The 14,638-nt window shown below is 64.2% G+C and carries 17 protein-coding genes; 9 read left to right on the top strand and 8 right to left on the bottom strand.

The genetic code is table 11. The annotated features are described in order from the left end of the window. Positions 1-20: 20 nt before the first annotated feature. Positions 21-578 carry a hypothetical protein gene (locus ACT6QU_RS07870; protein ID WP_444563981.1) on the bottom strand — a complete coding sequence of 186 codons (558 nt, stop codon included), beginning with the start codon at positions 576-578 and terminating at the stop codon, positions 21-23. A gap of 214 nt (positions 579-792) precedes the next feature. On the opposite strand from ACT6QU_RS07870, the gene ureC reads away from it, so the two are divergent. The 7 genes from ureC to ACT6QU_RS07835 are packed head-to-tail and all read left to right on the top strand — an operon-like array spanning position 793 to position 6,018. Then, positions 793-2,505: an urease subunit alpha gene (gene ureC / locus ACT6QU_RS07865; RefSeq protein WP_444563982.1), complete on the top strand. Its 1,713-nt coding sequence runs from the start codon at positions 793-795 to the stop codon at positions 2,503-2,505. Between the two features lie 26 nt (positions 2,506-2,531). Continuing rightward, positions 2,532-2,828 carry a putative quinol monooxygenase gene (locus ACT6QU_RS07860; protein ID WP_024588000.1) on the top strand — a complete coding sequence of 99 codons (297 nt, stop codon included), beginning with the start codon at positions 2,532-2,534 and terminating at the stop codon, positions 2,826-2,828. Further along, on the top strand, positions 2,828-3,436 hold the full coding sequence (locus ACT6QU_RS07855) for a glutathione S-transferase family protein (RefSeq protein ID WP_444563983.1): 609 nt from the start codon (positions 2,828-2,830) through the stop codon (positions 3,434-3,436). The genes ACT6QU_RS07860 and ACT6QU_RS07855 overlap by 1 nt, the downstream gene beginning before the upstream one ends. Next, a complete protein-coding gene (locus ACT6QU_RS07850; RefSeq protein ID WP_444564037.1) occupies positions 3,436-3,918 on the top strand; it encodes an urease accessory protein UreE in 483 nt (160 codons plus the stop codon). The genes ACT6QU_RS07855 and ACT6QU_RS07850 overlap by 1 nt, the downstream gene beginning before the upstream one ends. Further along, positions 3,875-4,558 carry an urease accessory protein UreF gene (locus ACT6QU_RS07845; RefSeq protein ID WP_444563984.1) on the top strand — a complete coding sequence of 228 codons (684 nt, stop codon included), beginning with the start codon at positions 3,875-3,877 and terminating at the stop codon, positions 4,556-4,558. Before ACT6QU_RS07850 ends, ACT6QU_RS07845 begins: the two co-directional genes overlap by 44 nt. Then, positions 4,555-5,187 carry an urease accessory protein UreG gene (gene ureG, locus ACT6QU_RS07840; RefSeq protein ID WP_444563985.1) on the top strand — a complete coding sequence of 211 codons (633 nt, stop codon included), beginning with the start codon at positions 4,555-4,557 and terminating at the stop codon, positions 5,185-5,187. The genes ACT6QU_RS07845 and ureG overlap by 4 nt, the downstream gene beginning before the upstream one ends. A 60-nt stretch (positions 5,188-5,247) precedes the next feature. Then, on the top strand, positions 5,248-6,018 hold the full coding sequence (locus ACT6QU_RS07835; RefSeq protein ID WP_444563986.1) for a class II aldolase and adducin N-terminal domain-containing protein: 771 nt from the start codon (positions 5,248-5,250) through the stop codon (positions 6,016-6,018). 49 nt (positions 6,019-6,067) lie between these two features. Here the strand turns inward: ACT6QU_RS07835 and ACT6QU_RS07830 are convergent, their stop codons facing one another. After that, a complete protein-coding gene (locus tag ACT6QU_RS07830) occupies positions 6,068-7,096 on the bottom strand; it encodes a TRAP transporter substrate-binding protein (protein ID WP_024588006.1) in 1,029 nt (342 codons plus the stop codon). A gap of 123 nt (positions 7,097-7,219) precedes the next feature. Between ACT6QU_RS07830 and ACT6QU_RS07825 the strand changes: the two genes are divergently transcribed. Then, positions 7,220-8,353: a 5-methyltetrahydropteroyltriglutamate--homocysteine S-methyltransferase gene (locus ACT6QU_RS07825; RefSeq protein ID WP_444563988.1), complete on the top strand. Its 1,134-nt coding sequence runs from the start codon at positions 7,220-7,222 to the stop codon at positions 8,351-8,353. A 78-nt stretch (positions 8,354-8,431) separates the two neighbouring features. Continuing rightward, positions 8,432-9,343: a D-alanyl-D-alanine carboxypeptidase family protein gene (locus ACT6QU_RS07820; RefSeq protein ID WP_444563989.1), complete on the top strand. Its 912-nt coding sequence runs from the start codon at positions 8,432-8,434 to the stop codon at positions 9,341-9,343. Between the two features lie 94 nt (positions 9,344-9,437). Here ACT6QU_RS07820 and rpiB read toward each other — a convergent pair whose 3' ends face one another. The 6 genes from rpiB to ACT6QU_RS07790 form a co-directional block, all read right to left on the bottom strand. Next, positions 9,438-9,884, bottom strand: a complete 447-nt coding sequence (gene rpiB, locus ACT6QU_RS07815) for a ribose 5-phosphate isomerase B (protein ID WP_444563990.1) — start codon at positions 9,882-9,884, stop codon at positions 9,438-9,440. Positions 9,885-9,903: 19 nt separating this feature from the next. Beyond that, positions 9,904-11,178, bottom strand: a complete 1,275-nt coding sequence (locus ACT6QU_RS07810) for a TRAP transporter large permease (RefSeq protein WP_444563991.1) — start codon at positions 11,176-11,178, stop codon at positions 9,904-9,906. A 1-nt stretch (position 11,179) separates the two neighbouring features. Continuing rightward, positions 11,180-11,644 carry a TRAP transporter small permease gene (locus ACT6QU_RS07805; protein WP_444563992.1) on the bottom strand — a complete coding sequence of 155 codons (465 nt, stop codon included), beginning with the start codon at positions 11,642-11,644 and terminating at the stop codon, positions 11,180-11,182. 65 nt (positions 11,645-11,709) lie between these two features. Further along, on the bottom strand, positions 11,710-12,702 hold the full coding sequence (locus ACT6QU_RS07800) for a TRAP transporter substrate-binding protein (RefSeq protein ID WP_444563993.1): 993 nt from the start codon (positions 12,700-12,702) through the stop codon (positions 11,710-11,712). Between the two features lie 12 nt (positions 12,703-12,714). After that, positions 12,715-13,467, bottom strand: coding sequence for a FadR/GntR family transcriptional regulator (locus ACT6QU_RS07795; RefSeq protein WP_444563994.1), 753 nt, complete (start codon positions 13,465-13,467; stop codon positions 12,715-12,717). A gap of 75 nt (positions 13,468-13,542) precedes the next feature. Continuing rightward, on the bottom strand, positions 13,543-14,625 hold the full coding sequence (locus ACT6QU_RS07790) for an FAD-dependent oxidoreductase (protein WP_444563995.1): 1,083 nt from the start codon (positions 14,623-14,625) through the stop codon (positions 13,543-13,545). Positions 14,626-14,638: the final 13 nt, after the last annotated feature.

Genomic DNA, 14,638 nt, shown 5'->3' with positions numbered 1-14,638 from the left:
GTCGCTACTCGAAATACGCGTTACTCGACGTAAATCACGAGTTCTCCACCGGCACCCATCTGGGCCGCAACGACCTCATTGGCCGAAACGTCCTCGGCTTCGAGCGCCGCAGAGACGGCCGTGTTGGCTTCGAGAGCAGCCTGAAGCTCGGTGATCTCGGCCTCACGCTCGGTCGTAGCGGTTTCCAGCGCGGTCATGTCCGCACCTTCCAGCTCGCCGATCTTGACCACCTCGACAGTTCCGACTTCCGTCATCGTGTCGATTGCGGCGGTGCTGGTCGCGTTGCCCTCGATCGCCGCCAGGGCGCCGTCGAAGGTCGCATCAGCGCCGATCGCGGCGGTCGTGCCGGCATCGGTTTCGGTGTCGGTCATCGTGCCGGTAGTCGTATCGGCACCCGCGCTGCCGCTGGCACCGGCATCGACATCCGCTCCGGCACCACCGACGCCGCCGGTAACGCCGGTCTCGGCATTGACACCGCCCGTTGCGCCGCCGCCGACGCTCGTCTGGGCAAGCGCGGGAGCGACCATCATCGAAGCGCCCATCAGGGCAGCGGTCGTCAGTCCAATAATCCGTTTCATCGTGAAAGTCCTTTTCGGTTCGATTTGAAATCTGTCCCTTGCTCACGATCGCCGCTCTCAGGCGGCTGGAAGGGAAATGTCGAACCGGCCGCTCGGTTGCGCACCGAACGGGGTCATTCGCTGGTCATTTCGTGGCGAGACCGTGCGCAATGTGACGCGAGCATGTCCCGGCCTGACCAAGCCCTTGGCATCATTGAATTCGCAGGAGCCATCCATGCCTAGCCGCCTCTCGCGCGCCGCCTATGCCCGCATGTTCGGACCGACAACCGGCGACAAGGTTCGGCTCGCCGACACCGAACTCTTCATCGAGGTGGAGCGCGATTTCACCGTCTATGGGGAAGAGGTGAAGTTCGGCGGCGGCAAGGTGATCCGCGACGGCATGGGCCAGAGCCAGCTCGCGCGTAGCGAAGGCGCGGTCGATACGGTCATCACCAATGCGCTGATCGTCGATCATACGGGCATCTACAAGGCCGATATCGGGCTCAAGGACGGGCGCATCCATTCGATCGGCAAGGCGGGAAATCCCGACACGCAGGACGGGGTGACGATCATCGTCGGCCCCGGAACGGAAGCGATTGCCGGCGAGGGCAAGATCGTCACGGCGGGCGGCTTCGACGCGCATATCCACTTCATCTGCCCGCAGCAGATCGAGGAAGCGCTGACGGCGGGCATAACCACGATGCTGGGCGGCGGCACCGGACCCGCGCACGGCACGCTCGCCACCACATGCACGCCAGGACCGTGGCACATGGCGCGGATGATCCAAAGCTTCGACGCGTTCCCGATGAATATCGGCCTTTCGGGCAAGGGCAACGCCTCGCGGCCGAAGGCGCTGGAGGAGATGGTGCTGGGCGGGGCCTGCGCGCTGAAGCTGCACGAGGACTGGGGCACGACGCCGGCGGCGATCGACTGCTGCCTGACGGTCGCCGACGATCACGACATCCAGGTGATGATCCACACAGATACGCTGAACGAAAGCGGGTTCGTCGAAAACACGATCGACGCGATCAAGGGGCGGACGATTCACGCCTTCCATACCGAAGGCGCAGGCGGGGGCCATGCGCCGGACATCATCAAGGTGTGCGGGTTCGACAATTTCATCCCCTCCTCCACCAACCCGACGCGGCCCTATACGGTGAATACGATCGCCGAGCATCTCGACATGCTGATGGTCTGCCACCACCTGTCGCCGTCGATCCCCGAGGACGTCGCCTTTGCCGAAAGCCGCATCCGCAAGGAAACCATTGCGGCCGAGGACATCCTGCACGACATGGGCGCGTTCTCGATCATCTCGTCGGACTCACAGGCCATGGGCCGCGTCGGCGAGGTGCCGATCCGCACCTGGCAGACGGCCGACAAGATGAAGCGTCAACGCGGACGGCTGAAGGAGGAGGCGGGCGACAACGACAATTTCCGCGTGCGCCGCTACATCGCCAAATACACGATCAACCCGGCAATCGCGCATGGGCTGTCGAAGGAGATCGGTTCGATCGAAATCGGCAAGCGCGCGGACCTCGTGCTCTGGAACCCGGCCTTCTTCGGCGTGAAGCCGGACATGGTGCTGGTCGGCGGGACGATCGCGGCGGCGCCGATGGGCGATCCCAACGCCTCGATCCCGACGCCGCAGCCTGTGCACTATCGGCCGATGTTCGGCGCCTTCGGCAAGGCGATCACCAATTCCTCCGTTACCTTCGTCTCGAAGGCGGCGCTCGACATTGGTCTTCGGGAACGGCTGGGCGTCGAGAAGCAAATGGTCGCCGTCGAGAACACGCGCGGCGGGATCGGCAAGCGCTCGATGATCCTCAACGATGCGACGCCGCATATCGACGTCGATCCGGAGACTTACGAAGTGCGCGCCGATGGCGAACTCTTGACCTGCGAGCCGGCGACCGTGCTGCCGATGGCGCAGCGGTACTTTCTGTTCTAGCTTCCCGGTCGAACAAGGGAGGTATCATGATCTACGTCTTCGCCACGCTCACCATAAAACCCGGCGCGCTCGACCATCTGCGCGCGCCGGCGCGCGCCTGCCGCGAGGCGACGCTGAAGGAGGATGGCTGCATCGCCTACGACCTCCACGCCGACATCGCCAACCCCGAGCGGCTCGTCTTCGTGGAGAAATGGGAGACGCGCGAGGCGCTTTCGGTTCATGCCAAAAGCGCGCATGTCGCCGCCTGGCGGGAAGCGAGCGCGCCGCATCTGATCGAGCGGAAGATCGAGATCGTCCACCCGGAAAAGGTGGAGAACCATTGATGTATCAGGCTGTTGGATCGCCCGGCTCGCGGCTGACGCGGGTCACATGGATGCTGGAAGAACTCGGCCAGCCTTACGAGATCGTCATGGCGAAGATGCATACCGAGACGATGCTGCGCTACAATCCGAGCGGCAAGATGCCGGCTCTGGCCGATGGAGAGGTGGTCGTAACGGATTCGGCCGCGATCGTCTTCTATCTGGCTGACAAGCACGCCGATCAGGGTATGGGCGGCACCACGCCGGCGGAGCGCGCAGAGATCGCCTCGTGGATGTTCTTTGCGCAGGCCGAACTCGAAGCGCCGCTCTGGAACCGGCTGAAGCACGCCTTCCGGCTGGCCGACGAGTTGCGCGCCGAGGTCGGCCCCTGGTGCAAGGCGGAATTCGCGACGGAAATCGGCAATTTCGACAAGCGCCTCGGCGACCGCGCATTCGCGCTCGGCGACCGCTTCACGGCTGCCGACATCATCCTCGGCCATTGCGGGCAATGGGCGCGCGGGGCGAAGTTCGTAGTTGATTCGGAACGGGTCAACGCCTATTTCGACCGCGTTCTGGCCCGACCGGCGCTGGCCCGCGCGCAGGCCCGTGAAAAGGAGGTGGCGGCTACATGATGTATCGGGCGAACGGCGTGGTGGAGGCGAAAGCGCGTGGCGACCGAAACGTGGTCGGCACGGTCGCGCTCGCCCATGACGAGCGGCATCTGCGACGCAAGCTTCTGATCCTTCAGAACGGCGCACGTGTGCTGGTCGACCTGCCGCAGCCTGTAGCGCTTCATGCCGGCGACTGCCTGCTGCTCGACAATGGCGCGCTTGCCGAAGTGACGGCCGCTGACGAGGACCTGATCGAGATCCGCCCGCGCGACCGGCTGCATCTCGTCGAACTCGCCTGGCATATCGGCAACCGCCATCTGGCGGCGCAGATCGACGCGGACCGTATCCTCATCCTGCGCGACCATGTGATCGAGGCGATGCTAGAAGGGTTGGGCGCGACCATCGCGCCTGTTCGCACAGGCTTCGAGCCGGTGCGCGGCGCCTATTCCGGCAAGGCGCATGGGCACGACCACCAGCATTCACATGGCCACGACCATGGCTGAGGCGGCGCACGCGCTACGGCTGATGGCTTGGCTGTCGCCAGCCTTTCCAGTCGGCTCTTTCAGCTACAGCCATGGGCTGGAGCGGGCGGTTGCGGACGGGCATGTCGGCGATTTCGCCGCATGGCTCGACGGGCTGATGCGGCACGGCACCGGCTGGAACGACGCGGTGTTGGTGGCCGAGGCGTGGCGGCGCGGGCGCGACGGCGGCGATCTTGGCGAGTTGGCCGAACTTGCCGAGGCGATGGCGGGCTCGGCCGAGCGGCATCTGGAGACGATGGCGCAGGGGCAGGCTTTCGCGAAGGCAGTTGCGGGGTGGACGGAAGGACTCGCCCTGCCTGCGACCTCACCCTACCCCGTCGTCTTCGGTGCATCGGCTGGGTTCAACGACCTGCCACACGAAGAGACGATCGCGGCCTATCTGCAGGCCTTCGTCTCCAATCAGATTCAAGCCGGAATCCGGCTTTCCATTCTCGGCCAGGAGCGCGGCGTGACGCTCTTACGCGAGATGGAGACGACGATCCTCGATGTCGCCGCGCGGGCGGCCGGGTCCACGCTCGACGATCTCGGCGGTTCGGCCTTCATCGCCGAAATCGCCGCCATGAACCACGAAACGCAATATTCGAGGCTGTTCCGCTCATGACTTCTTCCAACGGACCCTTGCGGGTCGGCATTGGCGGGCCGGTGGGCTCCGGCAAGACGACGCTGACCGAGAAATTGTGCAAGGCGATGCGCGAGCGCTACTCGGTGGCAGTCGTGACGAACGACATCTACACCAAGGAAGACGCGATGGCGCTGGTGAGCCTGCAGGCGCTGTCCGAAGACCGCATCGTCGGCGTGGAGACGGGCGGGTGCCCGCACACCGCCATACGCGAGGACGCCTCGATCAACCTTCAGGCCATCGACCAGCTCACCGCGCGCATTCCCGGCCTCGACATCGTCTTCATCGAATCGGGCGGCGACAATCTGGCGGCGACATTCTCACCCGACCTAGCCGACCTGACGCTCTACGTCATTTCGGTTTGCCAAGGCGGTGACATTCCGCGCAAGGGCGGACCGGGCATCACGCGGTCGGACTTCCTCGTCGTCAACAAGGCCGACCTCGCGCCTTACGTGAATGTCGACCTCGAACAGATGGAGCGCGACGCGATCAACGCGCGGGTCGGCAAGCCGTTCGCCTTCACCGATCTTTCGCGCAGCAAGGGTGTCGACGAGATCGTCGATTTTCTCGTCGAGAATGGTGGATTGGACCAGTTGCGGCAGGCGTCCTGACGGTTGCGCCTTGCGGCCCGGCGCGACATGCTGTGGCCTGAACAATTAGGAGAGCGCCCGATGAGCGTCACCCAACTGGCCGACACGCGCCGCCCGAACCTGCCCTTCTACGAGGAGCGCTGCGACCTCGCCGCGGCCTTCCGCTGGACGGCGCGGCTCAACATGCACGAGGCGGTGGCAAACCATTTCTCGCTCGCCGTCGATGAGGGCGGGACGCAGATCCTAATCAACCCGAACCTGATGCATTTCTCGCGCATCAAGGCGAGCGACCTGCTTTTGATCGACGCCAACGATCCCGACACGATGAAGCGGCCCGATGCGCCCGATCCGACGGCGTGGGGCCTGCACGGCGCGATCCACCGCAACGTGCCGCATGCGCGCTGCGTCATGCATGTCCACTCGGTGCACGCGACCGTGCTCGCCTCGCTGGAGAATTCGCTGTTGCCCGCGATCGACCAGAACTCGGCGATGTTCCATGGCCGCCAGGTGGTCGACGCTCATTATGGCGGGCTCGCCTTCGAGGAAGAGGGCGAGCGCTGCTCGCGGCTCTTCGCCGACCCGAAGGCCAAGGTGATGGTGATGGGAAATCACGGCGTGATGATCATCGGCGAGACGGTGGGCGACACGTTCGACCGGCTCTATTATTTCGAGCGCGCCTGCGAGACCTACATCAAGGCGCTGTGGACCGGCCAGCAGATCCGCCATCTGTCGGACGAGATCGCCGAGCGCGTCGCGACGCAGATGGATAATTATCCGGTCGCGTCGGCGAAGCGCCATCTGGAAGAACTGAAGTCGATCCTCGACGAGGAAGGATCGAACTTCCGCAATTAAAAAAACCGGCCGCGATTGCTCGCGGCCGGTTTCTTGTCGAAATACGAGATCAGGAGCCGAGGTGCTTGGCGATCATCGCGCGGGCGTCGTCGACCATGGCGTTGGCGTCCATGCCCTTGCCGTTCATCTCCTCGATCCAGGCGTCGATGAGCGGCGCGGCGGTGTCCTTCCAGCGCTGGGTCTCTGCCTCGTCGAGGGTGATGATGTTGTTGCCGAGGTCCTGCGCGATCTTCAGGCCCTTCTCGTCGCCCGAATCCATGACACGACCGAACATGGCGGCGGCCTCGATGCCCGAATTGGCGTCGATGACGGCCTTCAGGTCGTCAGGAAGCGCGTCATAGGAGGCCTGATTCATCGCGAAGACGAAGGTTTGCGTATAGAGGCCCTCGTCGCCGGTGAAACCGGTGTGATTCTTGACGAGTTCGGAAACGCGCAGCGACGGCGTCACTTCCCACGGAATGGTCGTGGCGTCGATGACGCCCTTCGACAGCGATTCCGAGACGGCCGGAACCGGCATGCCGATCGGAGTCGAGCCCAGTGCTTCAAGCATCTGGTTGATGACGCGCGAGCCGCCGCGGATCTTGACGCCCTGCATGTCCTCGAGCGTCGCGATCGGGTTCTTCGAATGGATCAGACCTGGACCATGCGCGTGCCAGGCGATGACCTTCATGCCCGAGAATTCCTCGGTGCAGTACTTCTCGCAATATTCGTGGAAGGCCTTCGACGTCGCTTCGCCGGTCGTCACCATGAAGGGAAGCTCGAAGGCTTCCGTCGACGGATAGCGGCCGGGCGTATAGCCGATGACGGTCCAGATCATGTCGACGACGCCGTCGGTGACCTGATCGACGAGCTGCGGCGGGGTTCCGCCAAGCTGCATCGCGTCATACTGCTCGATCTTGAGGCGTCCACCGGACTCCTCCATCACTTTGGCGGCCCAGGGCTTCAGGGCCTCGGCCGGGATGGTCGCCTGCGGCGGCAGCATCTGGTGAAGGCGCAGCGTCGTCTCCTGCGCGGCGGCAACGGTGGTAAAAGCTGCCACGGCAACGGCGCCGGCAGCCAGTGCTTTCCAATTCAACATGGGTTCCTCCCTGCATGTCCCATGATTGTTATACGATAGAACTTTCCGCCATGGAAGCGGCTGGCCGACACCACTTTCGCATGGTAGCCAAGCGCGCCCAGGATTTGAAATTGGAGGACTGCCATGACTGCGACAGCCAACCCGCCCTTTCGTGCCGACCACGTGGGAAGCCTCTTGCGGCCCCAGGCGGTCAAGGATGCGCGCAAGCGGTTCTACGAGGACAAGGCGATCGCCGCCGAGGAACTCGAGGAGATCGAGAACGCCGCGATCGACGAGGCGATCCGCATGCAGGAGGAGGCCGGCCTGCCGACCGTCACCGACGGCGAAATCCGCCGCTCCTTCTGGCACTATGATTTCATGGGCGGGCTCGAAGGGTTCGACATGGAAGAGCGTGCGCCCGAAAAGGGCGTTGCCTTTGCCGGCGTCAAGCTGAGGCCCGTCTTCCCGACGATCACCGGCAAGCTGGACTTCCCCGACGATCACCCGATGCTGGACCATTTCCGCTACGTCGCATCGAAGACGAAGGTCATGCCGAAGATTTCGATCCCCGGCCCGAGCTGCTGCCATTTCCGCACGGCCAAGGACGACATTCTTCCGAAAGAATATCGCGACGACCCCGAAGCGCTCTTCGCCGACCTGTCGAAGACCTACGCCAAGGCCGTGAAGGCCTTTTACGATGCCGGTTGTCGCTACCTGCAGATGGACGACATCTTCTTCGCCTATCTGTGCGACCCGAAGCACCGCGCGGCGCAGAAGGAACAGGGCACCGATCCCGACTGGCTGATCGAGCAGTATGCGAAGATGATGCACGACGCGATCAAGGACCGGCCTGACGACATGGTCATCGGCATGCACATGTGCCGCGGCAACTTCCGCTCCACGCATGCCGCCGAGGGCGCCTACGATCCTGCTGCGGATGCCGTCTTCAACCAGACCGGCGTCGACATCTATTTCATGGAATATGACAGCGAGCGCGCGGGCGGACTCGAGCCGCTGCGCCTGTTGCCGAAGGGCAAGAAGCGCGTGCTGCCCGGATTCATCACGACCAAGACCGGCGAGATGGAGAAGGTCGACGACCTGAAGCGCAAATTCGACGAGGCGGCGAAATATGCCGATCTCGAACAGCTCGGCATCGCGCCGCAATGCGGCTTCGCCTCGACCGAGGAAGGCAATTCGATCTCCTTCGACGACCAGCGCCGCAAGCTCGACCTCGTCGTCGAGACCGCCGAGGCGATCTGGGGTGGGGTCGCGAAGTAACGTCATTCTTCATTGCCGCTTAACCATGCCTCGTGCAGAACGATGGTACGGGGACATGGTTTTGCGGGAGCGTTTTTGATGGGCGGGTTGTTGAGGCGTGCGTTCGGGTCGCCCTTGGCGGCGCTTCTCGCGCTGGCGGTGATGGTTTCCGCCTGCTCGACCTCGGTCCTGCCCGAACCGCCGCCGCCGATCCCCTCCGAGAAATACGCTGCCATCGTCGTCGACGTCAGTTCGGGGCGTTCGCTTTATTCCGTCCACGCCGATCAGCTTCGCTACCCGGCCTCGCTGACCAAGATGATGACGGTCTTCATGCTGTTCGAGGCGCTGGATTCCGGGCGCATCGGCAAGCAGACGCTGATCCCGGTTTCCGACAATGCGCGCGGCCAGGTCCCGACCAAGATCGGCTTTCGTCAGGGCGAGGCGATCGATGTGGACACCGCGATCCGCGCCCTTGTGATCCGTTCGGCCAACGACGTCGCGGTGGCGACGGCAGAGTTCCTTGGCGGGACGGAACCGAATTTCGCGGCGCTGATGACCCAGCGAGCGCGCCAGATGGGCATGAATTCCACCACGTTCCGCAATGCGTCCGGCCTGCCCGATGCCGGCCAGCAGACGACGGCTCGCGACATGGCGCTGCTCTCCATCGCGCTCAACAAGCGCTTCCCGCACCACTACCACTATTTCGCCAATCGCGAATTCAGCTATGCGGGCAAGACCATTCGCGGCCACAACGACCTGCTTGGCCGCGTGGCCGGCGTCGATGGCCTGAAGACGGGCTATATCCGGGCTTCGGGGTTCAACCTGGCCACGTCCGTCGAACGCGGCGGGCGGCGGCTTGTCGCGGTGGTGATGGGCGGCGAGACGGCGAAGAGCCGAAACTCGCACATGGAAAAGCTCATCGAGCAGTACATGCCGATGGCGGGGTCGGTCGCGACCACGGCGGCGCCGCGACCTGTGCCGCAGCAGGCGCTGCTCGCACCCATGCGCTGAACCATCTGGGCCTGAAGGCACGTTGCGGCGGCGCGGCCCCAATTCGCGCCGCCGCAACGGAGCGCCTCCCTTGGGAGGACGCTCGATCCGATGATCAGCGAGAGGCGTCCATTTCGGCGAGCTTGGCGACCCGGCGGCGGAAATCCTCGTCGGTCGAGAATTCGGCCTTCAGATAGGATTCGACCAGATCCTTGGCGAGCCAGGGTCCGACGATCTGCGCGCCGATGCACATGACGTTGACGTCGTCATGCTCGACCGACTGGTGCGCCGAATGGACGTCGTGGCAGACGGCCGCGCGAATGCCCTTGACCTTGTTGGCGGCGATCGATGCGCCGACGCCGGTTCCACAAACCATCAGCCCGCGCTCTGCCTCTCCGGCGTTGATCCTGTCCGTCACCTGCCGCGCGATGTCCGGGAAGTCGACGGGATTCGGGTCGAACGAGCCGACATCCTGGACCTCGTGGCCGAGCGATTTGACATATTCCACGATGGTGGACTTGAGCGGGAAGCCGGCGTGGTCCGAGCCGATAACGATGCGCATGTGAACTCCAGTTTTGATCTTAGCGAAGCATCGAGGGAAGCCACAGGACGAGGCCTTCCCAGAAGGTGATGATGGCGAGCGTGGCGAGAAGCGGGACATAGAACGGCACCAGCGCGCGCAGCAATTGCCTGAGCGAGACATTGGCGATGCTCGACAACAGGAACAGCGACAGACCCATCGGCGGGGTGAGCAGGCCGAACATCAGATTGAAGATGGTGATGATGCCGAGGTGGACCGGATCGATGCCGGCCAGAACCATGGGCGGCGCGATGACCGGCACGACGAGCAGCGTCGCGGTGGTGGAATCGAGGAACATGCCGGCGATGAAGAAGATCAGGTTCGCGACGATCAGAAGCACGATCGGATCGGTCGAGAAATGGAGAATCCAGCGGGCGAAATCCTGAGGGATCTGCTCGACGGCAAGAATCCAGCCGAACAATGCCGCCACCGCGACGATGATCAGGATCGCGCTGGTGCTCTTCACGGTCAGAATCAACGCCTGCCAGAGATGCTCCAAGGTAAGGTCGCGATAGAAAATCGCGCTGATCGCGAGCACGTAGACGACGGTCACAGCGGCGGCCTCGGTCGGCGTGAACAGGCCGAGCAGCATGCCGGCGATCATCAGGACGGGCGCCAGCAGAGCGGGCAGCGCGGGCAGCAGGTCGCCGCCGAGTTCGCGCAGGGTGGGCCAGCGTTCGGCGCGCGGCAGGTTGTACCGGTAGGAAAGGAATACGGTCGTCAGCATCAGCAGCGCGACGCAGACCAGTGCCGGGACGATGCCCGCAAGAAGAAGCTGGACGATCGAGACGCTGGTGACCGATCCGTAGACGATCAGCGGAATCGAGGGCGGAAAGATCGGCCCGACGACGGCGGACGCACCGGTGACGGCTGCCGAGAACGGCGCCGTGAAACCCTTCTTCTTCATCGCCGCGATCTCGATGCGGCCAAGCCCGCCGACATCGGCCAGCGCCGCACCCGACATGCCCGAAAAGATGAGGCTGGAGAAGATGTTGACCTGCGCGAGACCGCCTGGAAAGCGACCGACGGCGGTGTCGGCAAAGCGGAAGATTCGATCGGTGATGCCGGCCGAATTCATCAGATTGCCGACGAAAATGAAGATCGGGACCGCGACCAGCGGAAAGGAGTCGAGCGCGTAGGTGATGCGCTGGACGAGCAGTCCGTAAGGCAGGCCTTCGATCAGCACATAGGCGATCGAGGGAATGAGAATGGCATAGACGACGGGAAACCCGGCGATGAACAGGACGAGGAAGGCGCCGATGACTGCAAGACCCATGTCAGAGCACCTTGGTTTCTTCGCGCGGCGGATGGCGCAGGTCGATCAGATGGCCGAGCGTCGCGGCTGCGAAGCCGAAGAAGGTCGCGCCGAGGAACAGCCAGAAGGGAATCTTGAGCGTCGGCGTCGCATTGTTGAGATTGCGGAAGATGGTCTGCCAGGCGACATAGGCGACGAACGCGGCGGCAGCGACGGCAACCGCCGTGATGACGAAGGTCAGCGTCTTGCGCAGCAGTGTCGGCATCGCGTCCAGGAACTCGGCCATGACGATGTTCTCGTGATCGAGCACGACCAGCGGAAAGGCGGTGAAGACGAGCACGATCAGCAGGAAGCGCGTGAACTCCTCCGCGCCGATGATCGCCGCGCCGAACACGTCGCGCATGATGACCTGCGTGAACGGCACGGCGACCAGCGCGACGAGCACGAACACGCAGAACGCGCCCAATGCGCGTTTGACGATGACCATTTCCCGAATCCTCCCGAAGAGCCGGCGGCGATCGATGCCGCCGCCGGCACGACTTCAAGCGCGCCTTACTCGACGGCGGCGATCTGCTCGATATACGTCTCGTAGGACGGGAAATCGGCTCGGATCTGCTCCAGCACCTGGGTGCGGAAGGCTTCGAGATCGAGACCTTCGGCTTCGGTGATGACGGTCATTCCGTGTCCCTTCACCTCTTCGACCAGTTCGACCTCGGATTCGGTCGCCATGACGAGCGATTCCTGCGCCTCGCGCTCCAGAACCTCGGTGATGGCCTGGCGCTGCTCTTCTTCCAGCCCCTGCCAGACTTCCTCGTTCACGAAAACGGCGAGCACGGCCTGCATGTGGCCGGTCATCGCGATGTGCGACTGCACCTCATAGAGCTTGTTCGCGGTTATCATCGTCAGCGGGTTTTCCTGGCCGACGACCAGACCCGTCATGAGCGCAGTCGGCAGTTCGGCGACCTCGACCGGCGTCGGCGTCGCACCGAATCCCTTGACCATCGACACCCAAAGATCGAGCGGCACGGCGCGGAACGGCTTTCCGGCCAGATCCTCCGGCGACTTGACCTCGAAATTCGACGAGATGTGGCGCGCGCCGCGATAGATGCGGCCGATGATCCGGACGCCGCCTTCGGCGACCAGCTTCTCGTTGATCGCCTGCAGGGCGGGCGAGGTCTGGGGATCGGTCGCCGCCAGCGCGTGCGCGCCGTCGCGATAGATGAACGGCGCGTTGAATGCGGCGACCTCGGGCACGATGCGCGCGAGCGACGCGAAATCGTGGTGGCCCATGGAGATCGAACCCATGCGCACGCCGTCGACCATTTCGGCGACACCGCCGAGCTGGCTGGCGGGATAGACCTGGACGGTGACCGCATCGCTCGTCGCCTCAGCAATTCCGGTCGCCGCCTCGGTGGCGAAGATGGTCTGGATGTCGCCTTCGGCGCCGACATGGGCGTAGCGCAGTTCGGCGGCGTGGGCGGATGCCGCCACGCCGACCGCGACGGCGGTCGCAGCAAGCAGTTTCAGGATACGCGTATGGAACATTGGACTTCCTCCCTAGATGGTCTTGTCTCGACTGGTCGCCGCAGAGTGCGTGAACGCAGCGATGTAGCTCTTGCGGCGGAGCTCATCGCCGATGGCGAAGTGATCGCGCAGGCGGCGGTCGGCGGCATCGCCGTCGCGCTCGACGATCGACAGAAACACCTCGCGGTGTGCCTCGAACAAAGAATCGCGAATGTCTGGCACGACCGTCGTCTGACGGCGGCGCTGCACGTGGCTGCGGCGCAGGAGTTCGGAAATCGACTGGTAGAGCATGATCAGCGCCGGGCTGCGGCCCGCCTCGACCAGCGCCATGTGGAACGCAAAATCCGCCTCTGCCCCGGCGACTGGATCGTGGAGCGTCTCGCGTAGCGTCTGCAAAAGTCCGCCGATGCGCTCGATGTCGCTGGCACTGGCGCGATCGCAGGCGAGGCGGATCGCCTGGCATTCGATTGCCACCCGCGCTTCCATCACGTCATCGAGGATGTCGGGCTGCTGGGCGAGGCAGAAGGTGAAGAAGTCAGTGAGCACCGACACGTCCGCATGGCGCACATAAGCGCCCTTGCCGTGCCGGATGTCGAGGAAGCCGAGCATGGCGAGCGAGCGCAGAGTCTCGCGAAGCACGGGGCGTGAGACGCCGAGGCGCAGCGCCAGTTCGCGCTCGCCGAGCAGGCGATCGCCGGCATTGAGCGCACCGGAAAGAAGCTGTTCGCGAAAATAGGCGAACACTTTTTCCGTACCGAGCAGTTCCTCCGCTCCCTCCGAAAGCACCTTGTTCCTCCCAGTGGCCTTACAGTGGTCATACCACTTGTCGCGCGATTGCTCGCTGCCGTCAAGCGACATGGTTCAAGGCTTTCGGAATCGCTCCACCCAGCTTCGGTCGATCCGGTCCTTCAGCCACCAGACAAAGCGGCCCGACACATGGAGCCTGCCGCGCGTGGCGACGGCGTGTTTGGGCCCGGTGGCGAGAACGGCGAGATGCTTTGCCTGTGGCGACCATGGTCGAAGCGGCCGATCCAGCGCGCGGGCGCGCAGATTGGCCGCGAGAGGCGGCCCCGCACGAACGGCAAAGACGCCTGCCTTCGGCCGGGATATACCCTCGATGTCGGCGCAGTCGCCAGCGGCGAAGATGTCCGGATCGGTCAGGGTCTGCAGGGTCGCATGGACGGCGACGAACCCGCTCGACAGCGCAAGGTCGGTCGTCGCAAGCCAGGATGGTGCCGCGGCTCCGGTCGCGAGGATCGTCAGGTTCGAGGCGATCGGCGGGCATCCGGCGATGCCGACATGATCCGGAGCGATGCGGATGACCTCGACGTTCTCGTGCAGCACGATGCTGCGTGCCGCCAGGATGCCGCGAACCTGCCTGCGCACGGAAGATGGTTGGGATTCGAGGAGGTCGCCGCCGGAAACGAGCGCAATCGCGGTCGCCTCCTGCCGGTGTCGAAGCGCCAGCGCGATCTCGACGCCCGCCGGGCCGCCGCCGACGATTGCGATGCGCCGCGAAGCCGCGTCGACAGCCCTGTCGAGATTCCCGAGGAACGCGCCGAGCGGCTTGACCGGCAAGGCATGGTCGCGTGCCCCTTCGATATCGCCCAGCGCCGGCACGCTTCCGACGTCGAACGATAGAAGATCGTAGGGAAGCGACGTGCCATCGTCGAGCATGAGCCGCTTTTGCCGCCGGTCGATGCCGGCGGCACGTGCGCGGCGATACCCGACGCCATATGCTTCACACAGGCGCGGCAGATCGATTTCGCTCTCGTCGCGGCGATAATGACCCGCAATGATGCCCGGAACCATTCCCGAATAAACGACCCGGGTTTCGGGCGAGACGAGCACTATCTCCCAACCGGGAGGGCACGCCCGACCAAGGTCTTCCACGACATGGAGATGGGCATGCCCACCTCCCACCAGCACGATCCGTCCCGCCAATTCTGCCTCCGCC

The sequence above is a fragment of the Aliihoeflea sp. genome (assembly GCF_052435475.1).
Lineage (GTDB): Bacteria > Pseudomonadota > Alphaproteobacteria > Rhizobiales > Rhizobiaceae > Aliihoeflea.
The sequence above is the reverse complement of the archived record's forward strand: the minus strand, read 5'-3'. Positions and strand labels throughout refer to the sequence as shown.